Origin of the sequence: Actinokineospora baliensis (assembly GCF_016907695.1) — a bacterium.
In the GTDB taxonomy this organism is placed as follows: Bacteria; Actinomycetota; Actinomycetes; order Mycobacteriales; family Pseudonocardiaceae; genus Actinokineospora; species Actinokineospora baliensis.
Genome location: NZ_JAFBCK010000001.1, coordinates 3,888,552 through 3,906,029, shown reverse-complemented (window position 1 = coordinate 3,906,029; position 17,478 = coordinate 3,888,552). Strand labels below are relative to the sequence as shown.

General features: G+C 71.8%; 11 protein-coding genes. 1 reads left to right on the top strand and 10 read right to left on the bottom strand.

Annotation, left to right across the window (positions count from 1 at the left end):
* Positions 1 to 30: 30 nt before the first annotated feature.
* The 3 genes from JOD54_RS18220 to JOD54_RS18210 all read right to left on the bottom strand — a co-directional run bounded on the left by JOD54_RS18220 (position 31) and on the right by JOD54_RS18210 (position 2,599).
* Positions 31 to 792, bottom strand: coding sequence for a Calx-beta domain-containing protein (locus JOD54_RS18220; protein ID WP_204451681.1), 762 nt, complete (start codon positions 790 to 792; stop codon positions 31 to 33).
* Positions 793 to 863: 71 nt separating this feature from the next.
* Positions 864 to 1,814, bottom strand: a complete 951-nt coding sequence (locus JOD54_RS18215) for a hypothetical protein (RefSeq protein WP_204451680.1) — start codon at positions 1,812 to 1,814, stop codon at positions 864 to 866.
* 164 nt (positions 1,815 to 1,978) lie between these two features.
* Entirely contained in the window at positions 1,979 to 2,599 is a 621-nt protein-coding gene (locus JOD54_RS18210) for an L-threonylcarbamoyladenylate synthase (RefSeq protein WP_204451679.1), read from the bottom strand.
* 106 nt (positions 2,600 to 2,705) lie between these two features.
* Between JOD54_RS18210 and JOD54_RS18205 the strand changes: the two genes are divergently transcribed.
* Positions 2,706 to 5,021 carry an Hsp70 family protein gene (locus JOD54_RS18205; RefSeq protein ID WP_204451678.1) on the top strand — a complete coding sequence of 772 codons (2,316 nt, stop codon included), beginning with the start codon at positions 2,706 to 2,708 and terminating at the stop codon, positions 5,019 to 5,021.
* Between the two features lie 235 nt (positions 5,022 to 5,256).
* On the opposite strand, the gene JOD54_RS18200 is transcribed toward JOD54_RS18205, so the two are convergent.
* The 7 genes from JOD54_RS18200 to JOD54_RS18170 all read right to left on the bottom strand — a co-directional run bounded on the left by JOD54_RS18200 (position 5,257) and on the right by JOD54_RS18170 (position 17,462).
* Positions 5,257 to 6,786 carry an adenylate/guanylate cyclase domain-containing protein gene (locus JOD54_RS18200; protein WP_204451677.1) on the bottom strand — a complete coding sequence of 510 codons (1,530 nt, stop codon included), beginning with the start codon at positions 6,784 to 6,786 and terminating at the stop codon, positions 5,257 to 5,259.
* Between the two features lie 1,389 nt (positions 6,787 to 8,175).
* On the bottom strand, positions 8,176 to 9,456 hold the full coding sequence (locus JOD54_RS18195; RefSeq protein ID WP_204451676.1) for an aspartate kinase: 1,281 nt from the start codon (positions 9,454 to 9,456) through the stop codon (positions 8,176 to 8,178).
* Position 9,457: 1 nt separating this feature from the next.
* A complete protein-coding gene (locus tag JOD54_RS18190; protein ID WP_204451675.1) occupies positions 9,458 to 10,819 on the bottom strand; it encodes a diaminobutyrate--2-oxoglutarate transaminase family protein in 1,362 nt (453 codons plus the stop codon).
* Positions 10,816 to 14,877: a Pls/PosA family non-ribosomal peptide synthetase gene (locus JOD54_RS18185; RefSeq protein ID WP_204451674.1), complete on the bottom strand. Its 4,062-nt coding sequence runs from the start codon at positions 14,875 to 14,877 to the stop codon at positions 10,816 to 10,818. Before JOD54_RS18185 ends, JOD54_RS18190 begins: the two co-directional genes overlap by 4 nt.
* Before the next feature lie 585 nt (positions 14,878 to 15,462).
* The gene (locus JOD54_RS18180) at positions 15,463 to 15,870 is read right to left on the bottom strand and encodes a type III secretion system chaperone family protein (protein ID WP_204451673.1); all 408 of its coding nucleotides are present in this window, start codon (positions 15,868 to 15,870) and stop codon (positions 15,463 to 15,465) included.
* Positions 15,871 to 15,999: 129 nt separating this feature from the next.
* Positions 16,000 to 16,788, bottom strand: coding sequence for an SDR family NAD(P)-dependent oxidoreductase (locus tag JOD54_RS18175; RefSeq protein ID WP_204451672.1), 789 nt, complete (start codon positions 16,786 to 16,788; stop codon positions 16,000 to 16,002).
* Positions 16,785 to 17,462 carry an SDR family NAD(P)-dependent oxidoreductase gene (locus JOD54_RS18170; protein ID WP_204451671.1) on the bottom strand — a complete coding sequence of 226 codons (678 nt, stop codon included), beginning with the start codon at positions 17,460 to 17,462 and terminating at the stop codon, positions 16,785 to 16,787. Before JOD54_RS18170 ends, JOD54_RS18175 begins: the two co-directional genes overlap by 4 nt.
* Positions 17,463 to 17,478 lie beyond the last annotated feature (16 nt).

Below are 17,478 nucleotides of genomic sequence, written 5' to 3'. Positions count from 1 at the left end.
CCAGGGGTGACCGGGCCCGGTACTGCCGCCCTATCGCTTGGACTTCACCGTGATCGGGACCCGGGACAGGCCCAGGGTGCCCGCCGACGGGGAGAAGATCTCGACGTAGAACTGTTCGTCGGGGAGGTTGGGGTCGGTCTTGAGGCGGATGGTGGCGGTGCCCCGGGTGCTGCCGGTGGGGATGGTGATGATGCCGTCCTTGACCGGGTAGTAGCCGGGGGGGTTGGCGCCGGTGTGCACGGTCCGGTAGTGGATCGTGATCGGGGCCCTGGCCGGGGTGTTGGTGTGCACGCCGACCTCGACGGTGGAGGATTCGTAGCGCCAGCAGATCTTGCCGCCGTCGAGGCCGGTTTCGACGGCGGGCAGGTCGTCGTCGATGATCTGGCCGCGGCCGCGGTCGCGGGTGATCACCAGGTTCTGCGGGGAGTGCAGGCGCAGCGCGAACGCCTCTTCCGGCTCCGGGGTGCCGTCGCGGACCACGCCGACCACCACGAGCTTGGCGTCGGTGGCGTCGGTCCAGGTGAGGGTGCCGGAGGTGGCGACGATGTCGGTCGGGCCGGTGCTGGTGTGCTCGGTGACGTAGCCGACCGAGCCGGTTGCGGTGCAGCCCGGCGCGGTGGTCACGGTGACGGTGAAGGAGAACGGGGTCGTGCCCGACCCCGTCCCCTCGTACTGCCGGTAGTCGCCGACGGAGACCGCCGCCGGACCGCACGCCGCCGTCGACCAGGTCTGCGCCGGTACCACCGGCAGTGCCACGGCGACCGCGACCGCCGTGAGCAACAGAGCCCTCATGGACCTACCCCTCTCTCTGTGCGCCCCCGGCTGTAGTTAGCGCAAGCCGGTTGTGGCGCGGTTGTGAGGGGCTACCCGAGCTCCTCGGCCAACCTCAGCGCCTCGACGCTCACGCGCTTCATCTCGGCCTTGTGCGCGGCGGTGTCCTCGTCGCGGTCGGCGCTGTCTGATTCGGTGATGACCACGTCGCGGTCGCTGGTCGTCGCCGAGAAACCACCCCGGCTCAAGCGGTCGAGCCCCGGCACCACGGCCTTCTTCTCGCGCAGGAGGTCGTTGACGCTGCCGGTGTCGTCCTGGCGCACCAGGAGTTCGAGCTTCTCGGCGGTCGAACGGTCCGGCATCCGCACCACCGCCACCGAGGTGTAGACCGTGCGGCCGCTGTCGGTGGCGGTGATGAACAGCGCCCTGGTCAGCTGCCTGCACGGGTTCGCGATCAGGAACTGCTTGACCTTGCCGTAGGCGTGCTCGGCGCAGTCGCTGTCGCGGGCGGGTTCGACGGTCTCCCCCATCCGCTGGAACAGGTACTCCCCGCCCGCCTTCGGCGGCGTGACCGGCGGCGGGTCGTCATTGCCCGCTGTCAGCCACAGGACGAGCCCGGCCAAGAGGGCGGCGACCACGCCTAAGGCCGCGTACACCCACTTGCGGCGCGAACGGTTCGGCGGCTGGTCTATCAGCCAGGACGGGCCTGGGCCGACGGTTCCCGGCTTCGGCGAGGGCAGGGCCACCGGGATGGTCACCGTGGTGGCCTCCGGCCGCGACACCACGGGCAATCCCGTGGCAGTCCGAACCGCGGCGGACTGAGCCGGGCTGGGGTGAACCGGGCTGGACTGCGCCATGGCCAACTGGGCAACCGCGGGCGCACCGGGCTGGGGCGCGGCCGCGGTGGGGGCCACAGCGGCGGGTACCGGCTGCGCGGGGATCTCCGCGTCAGGCCGGGCCGCGGGGAGCTCCGCGGCGGTGGGCGGCCGCGCGCTGGTCCTCGGCGACCAGGGCAGCTCGTCCGGCAGGGTGCTCACGATCACGGCGGGAGTCGACACCGGCTCCGTGGGACGCGGGGGGAACTTCGGCACCTCGCGCAACGGCTGATCGGGTGAAGGGTCATGGTCCGACACGGGAGCAGACAGTAGCGTAATAGCCCCGTTATACAACGAAGGTGGGCATAGACACACCGTGCAACCGAAAACCGCTACTCAAATCTTGCCGCGTCCCCGGCCCCGTACCGGATGATTTCCGGCGCGCCCTCGGAAAAGTCCACGACCGTGGTCGGCATGGTCCCGCACTCGCCGGAGTCGAGCACCGCGTCGAGCACGTGGTCGAGTTCCTCCTTGATCTCCCAGCCCGACACCATCGGCTCGGCCTGCCCCGGCAGCAGCAGCGTGGACGACAGCAGCGGCTCACCGAGCTCGGCGAGCAGCGCCTGGGCCACGGTGTGGTCGGGGATGCGCACCCCCACGGTCCGCTTCTTCGGGTGCAGCAGCCGCTTGGGGACCTCCTTGGAGGCGGGCAGGATGAAGGTGTAGCTGCCCGGGGTGGAGGCCTTGACCGCCCGGAACACCGCGTTGTCCAGGTGCACGAACTGCCCGAGTTGGGCGAAGTCCTGGCAGACGAGGGTGAAGTGGTGCCGGTCGTCGAGCTTGCGGATCTGCCGGATCCGGTCGATGCCCTCGCGGTTGCCCAGGGCGCAGCCCAGCGCGTAGCAGGAATCGGTGGGGTAGGCGACCAGGCCGCCGTCGCGCAGGAGGGCAACCACCTGGGCCAGGGAGCGCCGCTGCGGGTTGTCCGGGTGCACGTCGAAGTACGTCGCCATGGCGGGAGTCTACGGACCGCGGGCACCCCGGACCGAAACGCCGTCCGGCCACCAGCGATCCTGTAGGAGTACACACGAATGGGCTATCAAGTGGGACGGGGGCGCCGTGACGCGGTGGAGTCTTGGCGTTGACCTGGGCACGAGCTTCTCATCGGCGGCGATCGCGACCGCCACGCAGGTGGAGTCGCTCGAGGTGTCCGGGGAGCGCAGGATCCCCTCCACCATCGTGCTCGACGAGTCCGGCGCCCTGGTCGCGGGCACCCTGGCCCAGCGCATGGTCGGCCGGGGGCCCGAGCGCGGCGAGCGCAACCCCAGGCGCTACGTCGGCCGCCGCCCGATGCTGCTCGGCGGGGAGCCGGTGACCGCGCAGCGGGCCCTGGCGGCGCTGCTGGAGCTGGTCGTCGGCGAGGCGAGGACCCGGTTCGACGGGTCGGCGCCCGCGTCGCTGGTGCTCACCCACCCGGTGGCGTGGAGCCCCGCGCAGCGGCAGGTGCTGCTGGAGGTCGCCGAGGTGGTGCTGCCCGGCAGGCCGGTCGAGCTGGTCGAGGAGCCGGTCGCCGCGGCCGTGCACTACAGCCACACGCACGCCGCCGACGGGATCGGCGGCCGCGACAGCGTCGCGGTCTACGACCTGGGCGGCGGCACCTTCGACACCGCCGTGCTCACCGCGGAGGGCTCCGGCTTCAGCGTGGTCGGCTCCCCCGGCGGCGACCCGGAGATCGGCGGCGAGACCTTCGACGAGCGCGTGTTCCACCACTTCGGCGCCCAACTGGGCAGGCTCGCCCCCGAGTGGTGGGAGCAGGTCAGCTCCAACCCGGACCGGCGCTGGCAGGCCGCGGCCGCCGCCCTGCTGACCGAGGCGCGGCTGGCCAAGGAGTCGCTCTCGGAGCACGAGGACGCCGTGCAGTACGTCCCCGGCGCCGACACCGACGTGCGGATCACCCGCGCCGAGTTCGACGCGCTGGTCGGCGAGGACGTGCGGCGGACGACGCGGCTGCTCGCGCAGAGCATCGAGGGCAGCGGCCGCGACCCCCGCGACCTGCGCGGCATCTTCCTGACCGGCGGCGCGAGCCGGATCCCGCTGGTGCGCGACGCGCTGCGGGCCCAGTACGACGGGCTGGTGCGCACCGCGCCGGACCCGAAGACGGTGGTCGCCCTCGGTGCCGCCCGGTGGGCGCAGCGCACGCTGACCGCGCGCCCGGTGACCGCGCCGCGGCGCCCCGGGGCCAGTGCCCTGCCGGTGTTGGCCACCGACGTGCTCGACGCCCAGGCGGCCAACGGCGCGATCTACACCTGGGGCGTCGGCGCGGGCGGTCACCAGATCCGCAAGCTCGACCGGGGCGGCCGGGTGGAGCGCGAACTGCCGATGAGCCTGGTGACCGGCTGGGCGATCGCCGACGACCTGGTGCTGGTGGCCGAGCGGCGCGAGCAGGTGGTCCGGGTGCACGCGCTGAGCCCGGAGCTGATCATCCGCTCGACCACCGACCTGGTCACCGCGCACGACCCGTGGCTGCTGGCCCAGGGCGGCCACGGCTGGGTGTTCCTGCGCGGACCCTCGACCGGCCCGGTGGACAACACCGTCGGCCTGCCGTGGGGCGAGACCGGCGACCTGCAGGTCGTGGTGATCCGCCCCGCGGCCTCGTTCACCCCGGTCAACGCCGTGCCCCGACCACTGGGCTCGACCGCGACCTGGTTCGTCAACGAGGACGGCGTCCGCCGCAGGCTGCTCGACCAGGCGATGCCCACCTCGGTCCCACCCACCGCCCTCGGCGACGGCCGAACCGCCGCCGTTGTCCTCGGCAAGATCACCCGCCGCCGCACCGGCCTGCGCACCTCGACCATCGTCCCCAGCCAGGTCATCGGCACGGTCGACGCCGAAGGGCAACTGACGGTGATCGCCGAACAGCAGGACACGACCGGCCTGTGGGTGCACCAGGCCTTGGAGCGCGACGGGTGGTTCCTGAGCACCAACAGCGGCCTGGAGACATTCGCAGGCCCTGACCGGTCACTGTTCGTCGAGCGCCCCCGCGCTGGGGCGGCCAGGTGGGTGGCGACGGCCAACCGGGTCTACGGGGTCGTGCAGGACTCGCTGGTGCCCAACCGAGGGTTAGCCCTGCACATGTACGACGAGCGGGCCCCGCGCGGGCTGGGGACCTACCCGGGCCTGCTCGGGAACTTGGCGTCGGTGGACCGGGCGGAGGCACCACGGCTGCGGGTGGACGGCGACCTGCTGTGGGTGGGGACGCGGATGAGCGAAGGGATCTCCCAGGTCCTGGTGGTCAACGGCGCCCGAGTGGAACAAGTCGCGGCGGCGGAGGGCTGGCTGGAGCCGGTGGGACAGGGGTTCGCGCTACACGCGCCGGACACCGCACCTGGGGATTCACGGACCGGACCGGCCACGCTGGTGCGCCTGCCTGGCTGAGCGGGCCAGGTTGCTGGGGACTGACGGGAGGGCCGAACGGGTTCACGCTCCGCCCGCAGCGAATGGCGCGGCTGCCTGACTGGACGACTCGGGCGCCCCGGGAAGCACGCTGCGCCCGCCCGACGACTCCACACCGGTAGCCCCGTGCAACTGCCCGGTTACTCGGTCGTTTCGGCAATGCGGCCAGCGACGTCGTGGGCGGGCCGAGACCCTGTCGACCTTCCGGGTCGAGCCGCTAGTCGGGGACGGCGAGGAGGGTGTCCTCGGTTCGGCCGCGCAGGGTTATCCGGTCGGTCGTGCGCCAGCGGGCCGATTCGGCGGCGGCGGCCCTTTCCACGGCCCGGGAAGAGGCGACGAGCCCGCCCGGGGTCGATTTCGCCAATTCGGTGAGCCGGGCCGCTTCATTCACCGGGTCGCCGATCACGGTGTATTCGAAGCGCCGTTCGTCGCCGATGTTGCCCGCCACGGCTGGACCTGCGGCCACCCCGATCCCGGCCTGACACGACGGCAACTCCCTGGGCAGCCGCTCGGCGATCGCCCGCGCCGCCGCCAGCGCCCGCCCCGCGTGGTCGGGCAGCGGCAGCGGCGCCCCGAACACCGCCAGCGCGGCGTCCCCGACGAACTTGTTGATCAGCCCGCCCCGCCGGTCCACCTCGTCGACCACGATCGCGAAGAACCGGTTCAGCAGGTCCACCACCTCCGTCGGCGGCCTGGTCGCCGCCAGCGTGGTCGACCCGACCAGGTCCACGAACACCACGGCCACGTCGAGCACCTGGTGGTCGACCTCGGCGGCGAGCGCGGCCTCGGCGACCTGCGGGCCGACGTGCCTGCCGAACAGGTCCCGGATCCGCTCCCGCTCGGCGAGCCCGGTGGCCATCCGGTTGAACCCCGCCTGCAGCAGCCCGAGTTCCGTGCCGTCGTAGACCGGGACCCTGGTGTCCAACGCGCCCCCGCGCACCAACGCCATCCCGTCGCGGACCGACCGGACCGGGCCGACGATCGCGCGGGCGGTGAACTCGGTGACCAGCAGACCCACCACCAGGACCACCCCGGTCAGGACGATCACGGTGACGGCGAGCCTCGTGGTGACCACGGTGTCGCGCACCAAGGCGAAGACGGCGACGAGGAGCAGCCCCGCGACGGGCACACCGGTTCCCAGGCACCAGAACCCGAGCATCCGCACCCGAACACCGTTGCCGCCCAGCGGTTCCTCGGCCAGGGGTGCACCACCCAACGCCCGCGCCGCCACCGGGCGGAGGGCGAATTCGCTGAGCAGGTAAGCGTTTGCGCACACGACGATGCCCGCGAAAGCGGCGGTGAAGGCCACGGTGAACACCAGCGCCGGTTGCAGGACGGCGACCGTGGTGGTGAACAGGACGGTGGCCAGCGCCCAGAGGGTGGCCTGCATGCGGGTGAGGTCTTGGGGGACGCGGAGGGTGGCGCGGCGGTCGTGGTCGGTGGGGGTGCGGTCGTGGGTCGCCCAGCGGAGGGCTCGGAGCGCGCGGCTGGTGCCCCAGACGGTGCCGACGGCCAGGGCGAGCAGGACGTAGGCGGGGACGGCGGTGGTGAGCATCAGGCGGGTGGCGGTGGTGGGGGGTGGGCCGGGGATGACCCAGGTGGAGAGGGTGACGGCTACGGCGGCGCCGAGGATGTTGGCGGTGAGGAGGGTGATGGTGAGCAGCGTTTGGACCCGGCGGCGGAGGGAGGGGCCGCGTTGGTCGGCTGGGCCGAGGAGGCGGGAGCCGAAGGGGGCGGGGGGCTGCATCGGGTCAGGGTAGCTGGGGGCGGCTCGTCGCTTCGCGACATTGCAGCTGGGGGGCGGTGGGGTGACTTCGGAGGTCGGCTCGCCTTCGGCATTGCTCTGGATCGCGGTGGTGTGGGTGGGCTCGATGGGGTGGACCTGTTTTGTGCGGGGCCCCTGCGACACCCATGCTGGGCCTGAAAAGCTGGGGGCCAAAGGGACGGCCCAGCCAGCCGCCGGTCAGGCTACGGGTGCCGCTCCCCCACACAAAACAGGTCCACCCCATCGAGCAGAGCATGCGGGCAGCTTCCGAGGAGCGGTGGTGAGGCTGGCGGGGCGGGCTCGGTGGGCTGGGTTGGGTGGGCTGGCTCGGGGGTCGGGTTGAGCGGGCTGGCTCGGGTGGTTGGGTTGCGTGGGTTGGCTCGGGGGGCTGGGTTGGGTGGGCTGGCTCGGGGGGCTGGGTGCGGCGGCTCGATGGGGCGGACTTGTTTTGCGTGGGGTGGCGGCAGTCGTAGCGTTCTGCGCGGACAGGGCCATGCTCTTCGGCCCCAGCTTTGCGGTCCTGCCACGGCTGGCGCAGGGGCCCCGCGCAAAACAAGTCCGCCCCATCGAGCAGTTAGAGCGAGCGGCCTCTGAGAGCAGTGGCGGGGCTGGCGCGGCTGACTCGGGCGGCGGGGCTGGGCGGGCCAACTCGGGAGGCTGGGTCGGGTGGGCCAACTCGAGGGCTGAATGTGACGGCTCGATGGGGCGGACTTGTTTTGCGTGGGGTGGCGGCAGTCGTAGCGTTCTGCGCGGACAGGGCCATGCTTTTCGGCCCCAGCTTTGCGGTCCTGCCACGGCTGGCGCAGGGGCCCCGCGCAAAACAAGTTCGCCCCATCGAGCAGTTAGAGGCAGCGGCCTCCGAGAGCAGCGGTGAGGCAGGCCGGCCCGGCCCCGGACGGCTGGGCCGGGCGCGGCGGCTCGATGGGGCAGACTTGTTTTGCGCAGGGGAGCGCCAGTCGTAGCGCTGCGCGCTGCAGGGCCATGCTCTTCGGCCCCAGCTTTGCGGTCCTGCCACGACTGGCGCAGGGGCCCCACGCACAACAAGCCCGCCCCATCGAGCAGTTAGAGGCAGCGGCCTCTGAGAGCAGTCGCCGGGCTGGCGTGTTTCTCCCCAGAGCTGCCATCACCTCCACCCATCGGTTAGTCCATTTCGGACTGGAGGATGTCCCACGGAGATCCGGCCGGGGTGATGACCTGGAAGGTGCGGCGGGGTCGACCTCGGCGGTGGTGATCATGGGCTCGACGGGGGCGTCGAGCGGGGAGGGAGTGCGGCCCCGTCCAGCTGATCGGGGGGCTGTCAGAAAACGTGGGCGGGGCCGCACACACCAGGTCGCGGCGCGCGGGCGCGGTGTTACACGCCCGCGCGCCCGGTCACCAGCCGCGGCCGCTCCCGGCGTAGACGGTGGCGTGGTCGCCGACGTGGTCGGCTGAGAGTGCGAACACCTCGTGCAGTGCGCGTACCGCCCGGTCCAGTTCGTCCTGGGTGCACAGTGCGGTGATCCGCAGCGCGGAGGTGGTGAGCAGGCCGATCCGCACCCGCAGCGCCGCGAAGGTCTCGCAGACGGTCGCGGTGACCTCGGCGCACAGGCCCGCGCCGACCACCGACACGGTGCCGACGCGCTGGTCGCAGGTGACCGCGGCGAAGCCGATGTCGGCCACCGCGGCGTGCAGTGCGGCGACCGCGGCCGGGGCGGACCCGTGCGGCACGGTGAAGGACAGGTCCACGCGGCCCCGGGAGTCCTTGTGCACCGGGGTGCCGACCTCGACCTCGGCGTCGGCGAGCACCCGGAAGACCTTGGCCGTGCGGGCCGGGTCGTCGGGGACGCCGGTGACCGACACCAGGGCTACGCCCCGGTCGTGCGCGATCGCGGTGACCGCCGTCTGCTCCATCTCGACCTCCTGCTCCGCGGGGTGGGCCCGGTCGGCGACGAGGGTCCCCGGCCGGTCGGTGAACGAGGACCGCACGTGCAGGCGGACCCCGTGCCTGCGGGCGTACTCGACCGAGCGCGGCATCAGCACCTTCGCGCCGTGCGCGGCCAGTTCCAGCATCTGCGCCGGTGGGACGCGGTCGAGCAGCCGCGCGGCTGGCACCACCCTGGGGTCGGCGGTGCACACGCCGTCGACGTCGGTGTAGATCTCGCAGACGTCGGCGCGCAGGGCGGCGGCGATGGCGACCGCGGTGGTGTCGGAGCCGCCGCGGCCCAGGGTGGTGATGTCGTCGGTGTCCTTGCACAGGCCCTGGAACCCGGCGACCAGCACGACCTGGCCGCGGTCGAGTTCCTGGCGGACCCGGGTGGGTAGCACGTCGACGATGCGGGCGTGACCGTGCTCCGGCGTGGTGAACACCCCGGCCTGGGGACCCGACAGCGAGCACGCGGGCTGGCCGAGGTCGGTCATGGCGATGGCCAGCAGCGCGTTGGAGATCCGCTCACCCGAGGTCAGCAGCATGTCCAGTTCGCGGGCCGGGCCCGGCGCGCCGGACACGCCTGCGGCCAGGTCGAGCAGCTCGTCGGTGGTGTCGCCCATCGCCGAGGCCACCACGACCACGTCGTGCCCGGCGGCCCTGGTGGCGATCACCCGCTCGGCGACGCGCCGGATCCGCTCGGGGGTCCCCAGCGAGGACCCGCCGTACTTCTGCACCACGAGTGCCATCTCAACCGCGCTCCAACCGGGCGATGGCCGCGAGCAGGATGTCGCAGGCGGTGTCGAGGACCTCGGGGGTGACGTTGAGCGGCGGCAGCAGCCGCACGACGCGGTCGTCGCGGCCGCCGAGCTCGAGGATGAGGCCGTGGTGCAGCACGTCGGTGCGCACCGCGGCGGCCAACTCGGCGGCGCTCCTGCCGTCGGCGGCGTCGGTCAGCTCAACGCCCCACATCAGGCCGAGGCCGCGGACCTCGCGCACCAGCGGGTGGGCGGCGAGCACGGCGAGCCGGTCGGCGACCTGCTCACCGCGGGCGACGACGTTGCCGAGCACGTTGTCGCGGCGCACGATCCGCACCGCCTCGGTCCCGGCGGCGAAGGCGAGCTGGTTGCCACGGAAGGTGCCGGTGTGCGCGCCGGGGCGCCACACGTCGAGCCGCTCGTCGTAGAAGATCACCGCGACCGGGGAGCCGACGCCGCTGAGCGCCTTGGACGCCACGACCACGTCCGGGGTGATGCCGTAGCGCTCGAAGGCGAACCAGGTGCCGGTGCGGCCGCAGCCGGTCTGCACCTCGTCGACGATCAGCGGGATGTCCAGCTCGGCGGTGACCGCGCGGACCCGGCGGACGAACTCGGGCCGCGCGGGGATGACCCCGCCCTCGCCCTGCACCAGCTCCATGATCACCGCGGCTGGCTTGGGCAGGCCGCCGTTGGGGTCGCGCAGCGAGCGCTCGAAGTAGGTGGCGCAGTTGGTCTCGCAGGTGTCCTGGCGCATCCCGAGCGGGCAGTGGCCGCAGGAGGAGTACGGGAAGAAGTGCACCCCCGGCATGCCGTTGGCGACCGGCTGCTTCTGCGAGACCAGACCGGTGACCGCCATCGCCGCGTGGCTGGCGCCGTGGAAGCCGCCCTGGAAGGACACGATGTCGCCGCGCCCGGTGGCGGTCTTGCACAGCTTGATCGCGGCGTCGACGGCGTTGGCGCCCGTGGGTCCGCAGAAGTGGATCCTGGTGCGCTCGCGCATCGCCGGGGGCAGCATCGACAGCTGCGCCTCGACGAAGGCGTCCTTGGCGGGGGTCGGGAAGTCCAGCGCGTGGGTGAGCGAGCCGAGCTGCTCGACCATGGCCCGCACCAGCTCGGGGTGGTTGTGCCCGAGGGAGAGCACCCCGGCCCCGGCGAGGAAGTCGATGAACACGTTGCCGTCGACGTCGCGCACGAAGCTGCCCTCGCCGCGTTCGATGGCGATCGGCAGGCCCCTGGGGTAGCTGCGCGCGTTGGACTCGGTGCGCGCCTGGCGGGCCAGGTAGGCCGCCGATCCCGGTCCGGGCAGGGCACCCTCGACGCGCGGCTGGGTCATCTGGGCGATCAGGTCGGTCATCGGCTCACTCCCGGGTTCAGCTCTGCAGGGTGGCGGGTGGCGTTCGGGACGGTCGTGGGGTCCGAACCGGTGAGTTCGGTGGCGGGGTTGCCGCGCCAGCGCGACGCGGTGTCGGTCTCGCTGCCCTTCATCAGGAAGGCGTCGGCGTCGACGACGGTGTGCTCGGCGACCCGCGTGCCGTAGTGGGTGAAGGCGGCGACGCCGAGGGTGGTGCCCGCGCCGAGGACGATGTGGTCGGACTTGAAGGTGGCGTCTTCGAGCGAGTGGCCCTGCACGACGCTGCCGGGGTTGAGGACCGCGTCGGCGCCGATGGTCACCAGGGTCTTCTCGGGGACGGCGCACCCGTCGTCGAACACCCGGGGTCCCATCCGGACACCGAGCAGGCGCCAGACGAGCACCTTGAGCGGGGTTCCGTTGAACAGGGCCAGGTAGCGGCCCGCGCTGAGCTTCCAGAACCGCTCGTGGCGCCAGAACGCCGGGTCGTAGATGGAGCAGAACCGGGGCTTGAGGCGGCCGAACCCCAGCGCGGCGCGTTCGACGAGGATGCCGAAGGCCACCACGAACAGGTAGGTGGCGAGCAGGCCGAGGGCGGTGGCGACGGTGCCGAACCGCGGGTGCAGGCCGGCCGCGATCGCGTTGAGCACCACCACCGCCCACAGGTCGACGCAGCGGACCAGCACGAACAGGCCGATGGTGACGAGGTTGTGCCGGTTCTTGGCCGCCAGCCGCTCGCGGAAGGTCTGCCCGGTCTTGAGGTGGTCGAACGAGGTGTCGCGGCGCACCGTGCGCGGGATCTCGAAGGCGGGCGAGCCGAGCAGGCCGGTGTCGGCGCGGACGGCCCCGTCGGTGGGGACCATGACCTTCGTCGCCAGCAGGACGTTGTCGCCGGTGCGGCCGCCGGGCGGGTAGACGATGTTGTTGCCGAGGAAGTTGCGCGGCCCGATCTCGGTGCGCCGGACCCGGAAGGCGCTGCCCGAGTAGTCGGCGTTGACCACCGACAGGCCGTCGGAGACCATCGTGCCGGAGCCGACGGTGCTCAGCAGCGGTGAGTCCTGCTTGAGCTCGACGCCGAAGTTGGAGCCGGTCTGCTCGACGCGGCCGAGGTCGTAGCCGATCCAGCGCAGGTAGCCGACGATGTAGGAGCTGTCGCCGAACAGGTAGAGGTACGTGCGCGAGTTGGTCAGGCGCGTCGTGGTGCGTTGCAGGGTGTACTTGACACCGTAGAGCGGGTAGACCACATCGGGTTTGAGCGGGAGGCTCAGCAGCCTCGGAATTGTGGTCACCACGATGAGTCCCATCATGGCACCACCGACGTAGAGCGCTGACGCCGCCGCCAGTTGGACCGCGTAGAAGGTGATGTCGCCGGGGTTCACCGGCGCCACCGCGAGGAACGCGTCGGAGAGCAGGTCGCTGACGAGCAGGACGACCGGCAGCGACCACACGACCATCGTGGCCAGTTGCAGGGAGCTGTAGCCGAAGCGGCGCCAGGCGGTGACCTTCGCGGCGATGTCCGCGCGGAAGGACGACGGCGCGGGTCGGGCCGGTGAGCCGTGCCAGCTCTCCCCCGCCGGGACGGCCGTACCCGGGTGCAGGCACGAGGCGTGGCCGAGTTGGGCGTCGTCGCCGAGGGCGGTGTCGATGTCGAGGACGGCGGCCTCGCCGAGGTAGGCGCCCGCGCCGACGGTGACCCGGCCGGTGGTGATCACGCCCGCCTGGGCCCGGTAGCCGGTGAGCCAGGTGTCCTTGCGGATGACGGCGCCGTCGCCGATGGTCAGCAGGTCGGTGCACACCGGGAGGTTCTGGGTGAGCACGATCGCGCCCGAGCCGACCTTCGCGCCCAACGCCCGCAGGTACAGCACGACCAGGGGTGATCCGGCGAACAGCCGGATCGGGTTGAACCGCAGCAGGGACCGCACGACCCAGAACCGGAAGTAGGTCAACCCCCAGACCCGGAACGACCGCGGTTTCCAGCGGCCGACGAGCAGCCACTTGAGCAGGACGGGGACCGTGCATGCGGTGACCAGGGTCGCCGCGCTGAACACGACGGCTCGGGTGTACATGCCGAGCGGATCGGTGCCCGCGAGGATCCACCCGATGCCGACGTCGAGCACCAGGGCAGCGAAGTACACATAGGACAGCAGGAAAAGCGTTTGCGCTGCCCCGCAAAGCAGGTAGCGCCAACCGCGGATCGGGTCGACGGAGTCCTGCACGCGCGTCCGCACGGGCGCGGTCGCCGTGGGCAGCGCGGCAGCGAGTTCGCGGACGGTGGGGTGTTGGTAGACCTGCCGCATGGTCAGGGTGGGCAGGTCGTCGCGTTGCCGCACCCGGGCGCAGAAGCGGGACATCAGCAGGGAGTCCACGGCGAGGTCGGTGAAGAAGTGCCCGTCGGCGGAGACCCGCTCCACGCCGAGCACCGCGGCCAACTCCTCGGCCAAGGCGGACTCGACGGGGGTCTCCGGGGCACGGTAGTCCACTGTGGAGGAACTGCGGGAACCGCTGGGGGCCGGGAGGTTCTTGCGGTCGGCCTTGTTGCTCGGCGTCATCGGGATGGTGTCGAGGCGCTCGAGGTAGGCCGGGACCATGTAGCCGGGCAGGTGCCTGCGTAAGTGGGCGCGCAGGTCGTCCTGGTCGAGGTCGTCGCGGGCGGTGTAGTAGCCGACCAGTTCGGTGGTGGCGGGGTCGGGCCGATGGGTGTCCACCACGGCCGCGACGACACCGGGGGCGTTGAGCAGCACCGATTCGACCTCGGTCAGCTCGATGCGGTAGCCGCGGACCTTGACCTGGGTGTCGATGCGGCCCAGGTACTGGATGTGGCCGCCGTCGTCGACGCGGCCGAGGTCGCCGGTGCGGTAGATGCGCCCGGAGGGGTTGTTCTCGATGCCGAGGAAGTCATCGATGAACGCCTTGCCGGTGAGGTCGTCGCGGTTGAGGTAGCCGCGCGCCAGGCCGATCCCGGCGATGCCGATCTCACCGGTGGACCCCCGCGGAAGGGCTGTCGTCCGGTCGGGGTCGAGGATGACCACTGAGTAGGTGGGCAGCGGAACGCCGATGGTGACCGGGCGGTCGGGGTCGACGGTGGTCCAGGTGGCGGTGACGGTGGCCTCGGTGGGGCCGTAGACGTTGAGGAAGCGGCGGTCCGCGCGGTGCCAGCGGGCGATGAGGTCGCGCGGGCAGGCCTCGCCGGAGACCAGCAGGAACCGCAGGTCCGGTAGGTCGTCCTCCAGCGTGGCCAGCAGGGTCGGCACGCAGCACAACGCGGTGACCCGGCGCTCGGCGAGGAACTCGGCGAGCTCGTAGCCGACCAGCGCGGCGCCGGAGGGGCGCGGGACCAGGGTCGCGCCGACCACCCAGGGGACCCAGATCTCCTCGACGGAGAAGTCGAAGGCGATGGTCATGCCCTGGTAGACCCGGTCGTCGGGGCGGATGCCGTACACCTCGCCCGCGACCCGGACGAAGTTGCAGATGCTGGCGTGCTCGACCGCGACGCCCTTGGGCCTGCCGGTGGAACCCGAGGTGTAGATGATGTAGCAGAGGTCGTCGGTCGGGCCGCTGAGCTCGTCGGCGCGCAGGGGGGACGGGTCGAGCGCGTCGATGGCGTCGGCCGCGGTGTCCACGCTGAGCACGGCGGTGCCGCTCTCGCCGAGCACGGGCAGCAGGTGCTGCTGGGTGAGCACCAGCGCGACATCGGCGTCGCCGACGATGTAGCCGACGCGGTCGGCGGGGAACCCCGGGTCGAGCGGGACGTAGGCGGCGTGCACCTTGAGCACGGCGAGCATCGCGACGTAGGAGCGCCACGCCTGGTCGAACAGCAGCCCGACCCGGTCGCCGGAGCCGACGCCGCGGCTGAGCAGGTACCGGGCCAGCCTGGTGGCCCGGTCGTCGAGTTCGGCGTAGGTCATGACCAGCTCACCGGTGTCCACGGCGGGCCGGTCCGAGCGCTCGAACAGGTGCTGCAGGCGCTCGCCGCGCCGCCACCGCGCGTCGTGGGTGTGGCCAGCCCCGACCAGGACCCCGGTGTCGTCGACGAGCGCCTCGGCGACGGACTCCGGTGCTGCCATAATCGAATTCCTTTCACCTCGAGCGGGCAGGCGAAATCCACCCGACCGCCGACCGACGGTTCACAGCGATTCACAGTTGTCGCAGATCCGGCGACACGAGAAACATAACCGTGGCTAAGTAACCACATGTAGACCCTTCGGGGTAAAGGAATTCACACAGGGTTACCCGAAAGGACCAGCGTTCCCACAGTTCCCATTCTGGGAATAGAAACCGGCAACAGTCTCGAACGTGGAGCGAATTCGCTCATAACACGATCTTATGGATTCACACGATTGCCCGGAACGGGCTGTGAATACCGCCGGACGGGCTGGCCCGAACGCCGCAACGAGATGGGCCGGGCGCGGCATCACGCGACCAGGAAGGCGAATACGTGATAACACCCATCCATAACAAAGCCGGGGACACGGCCATTCACACACCCCCGGCGGCCGATGACGGGGTGAGGAAATCCTGAGCGCATTGCCCCCCATGCCCCTGACCGGGTTTCCCAGACCGGACATTCCGCCATCCGGTGCGCTTAACCGCCGCCGATGGCGTGAAAAACCCCACCGGCGAGCGCCGGTGGGGTGGGTAGCTGGGCGGGACTAGTAGTTGTCGCCGCCGAAGAACATCTCCTCGATCTGGTCGGCGGTCCCCGCCAGCAGTTCGAGCGGGTCGGTGAACTCGTGGATGTCGAGGTCCTTGAGCGGCAGCGAGTGCCGCAGCACCACGTGGTCGCCCATGATGGCCGCGCCGCAGGCGATGGAGGACTGGCCGATCTCGACCAGCAACCCCTTGAGGTCCACCTTGTCCGCCACCCCGACCGGCGAGGCGATCTGCACCCACTCGTGCTTGGCGTCGAGCACCTCCCTGGCCACGATCACGACCTGGGTGCGTTCGTCGTCCTCGTCGAACTCCTCGAAGTTGAACAGGATGCGGATCTCGTCATCGGAGTCGGAGATGACCTCGTACTCCTCGCGCACGTACTGGACCAGCTCGCGCCATGTCGCCATGGCCACAGAGTAGCGGCCGGGGTGCGCACCGTGGCGGTGGTCGTCGGCTTTCCGGCGGCTTCGGCCCAGCACCGGCGGCGGCCCCCTGCATGGGCCGCCGCCGGGTGGTTGGTGGGGTCGGGACGCGACCTAGTCGAAGGCGATGGTGGGCAGGTCGACGGCGCTGGAGCCCGCGTCGGCGGTGACCACGGCGCCGCTGACGATGGCGGCGTCCTTGGAGGCGAGGAAGGTGATCACGGCGGCGACCTCCTCGGAGGTGGCCGGGCGGCCAAGCGGGACGTTCTCGGTGGCGATGCCGTAGGCGCCGTCGCGGTCGGTTCCCTTGATGGCGGCCAGTTCGTCCATCTGCAGGTCGGCCATCGGGGTGCGCACCCAGCCGGGGCAGACCGCGTTGGCGCGCACGCCGTGCTTGCCGTAGTCGCGGGCGATCGAGCGGGTCAGGCCGATCAGCGCGTGCTTGGTGGTGACGTACCCGGCGACGGCGGGGCCCGCGAACAGCCCGGCCAGCGAGGACACCAGCACGACCGACCCGCCGCGCTCGGTCAGCGCGGGCAGCGACTCGCGGATGGTGATGAACGCCGTGGTCAGGTTGACCTCGATGGCCTGCTGCCAACTGGCGTCGCTGGTCTCCAGCGCCGAGCCGAGGCCGTGGCCGCCCGCGTTGGCCACCACCACGTCGAGCCTGCCGAAGCGCTCCAGGGTGGCCGCCACGACCGCCTTCATCGACGCGGAGTCCGCCGCGTCGCCGGGCACCACCAGCGCGTCGTCGCCCAGCGGGTCGCCGACCTCGCGCAGCGGGGCCTCCCGGCGGCCGGTCAGCACGACCTTGCCGCCCTCGGCGACCACGCGCCGCGCCGTGGCGGCGCCGATACCCGTGCCTGCGCCGGTGATCAGGACCACCGTGTCCGCGAACCTCATCCGCTCGTCCCTCTCGTCGTGATCGTCTGTCCGGTGAGCCGCTCCCCGCCGGGGCCGAGCAGGCCCAGGACGGCGGCGGCGATGTCGTCTGGCACCAGGTAGTCGGCGCAGTCCGGGGCGACCCCGCCGACCAGGATGCCCAACGGGGCGACGTCGCGCGCGACCGCGGCGGTGAAGCCGCGCACCGCGCCGTCGACCGCGCCGTGCTGGGCGAGGTGGCCGCACCCGGCGGCGACGGTCACGATGACGCCACTGCCCTGGCCCTTCATCGCCCGCAGCGCGGCCCGGGTGGCGTAGAAGGTGCCGTCGAGCCTGGCGGCGAGCGCGGCGTGCCACTGCTCGTCCGTTATGTCCATTGTGGAGCCCGCGGCGGTCGGCCCGCACTCGCAGGCACCGGCGTTGCTGACCAGCAGGTCGAGCCTGCCGAAGTGGTCGACAACCGCGCGCACCGCACCGTCGACCTGGACCGGGTCGGTCACGTCGGCGCGCACCACCATGCCGCGGCGCAGGCCCCGCGAGGCCAACTCGGCCCCGGTGGAGTCCCCGTCGAGCACCGCGACGGTGGCACCCGCGGCGTCGAGGCCGCGGGCGATCGCCGCTCCGGCACCCGATCCCGCTCCGGTGACCAGTGCGACCTTCCCGTCGAGGCGCCAACCGCCGTCCACGCTGCCCATGGCGGGCACGCTAATT

What these genes read in the sequence shown, in the direction of transcription:
- JOD54_RS18195 (WP_204451676.1), bottom strand. Translation starts at nt 9,456, where the DNA reads ATGGCACTCGTGGTGCAGAAGTACGGCGGGTCCTCGCTGGGGACCCCC.
- JOD54_RS18190 (WP_204451675.1), bottom strand. Translation starts at nt 10,819, where the DNA reads ATGACCGACCTGATCGCCCAGATGACCCAGCCGCGCGTCGAGGGTGCC.
- JOD54_RS18210 (WP_204451679.1), bottom strand. Translation starts at nt 2,599, where the DNA reads ATGGCGACGTACTTCGACGTGCACCCGGACAACCCGCAGCGGCGCTCC.
- JOD54_RS18185 (WP_204451674.1), bottom strand. Translation starts at nt 14,877, where the DNA reads ATGGCAGCACCGGAGTCCGTCGCCGAGGCGCTCGTCGACGACACCGGG.
- JOD54_RS18180 (WP_204451673.1), bottom strand. Translation starts at nt 15,870, where the DNA reads ATGGCGACATGGCGCGAGCTGGTCCAGTACGTGCGCGAGGAGTACGAG.
- JOD54_RS18175 (WP_204451672.1), bottom strand. Translation starts at nt 16,788, where the DNA reads ATGAGGTTCGCGGACACGGTGGTCCTGATCACCGGCGCAGGCACGGGT.
- JOD54_RS18200 (WP_204451677.1), bottom strand. Translation starts at nt 6,786, where the DNA reads ATGCAGCCCCCCGCCCCCTTCGGCTCCCGCCTCCTCGGCCCAGCCGAC.
- JOD54_RS18220 (WP_204451681.1), bottom strand. Translation starts at nt 792, where the DNA reads ATGAGGGCTCTGTTGCTCACGGCGGTCGCGGTCGCCGTGGCACTGCCG.
- JOD54_RS18170 (WP_204451671.1), bottom strand. Translation starts at nt 17,462, where the DNA reads ATGGGCAGCGTGGACGGCGGTTGGCGCCTCGACGGGAAGGTCGCACTG.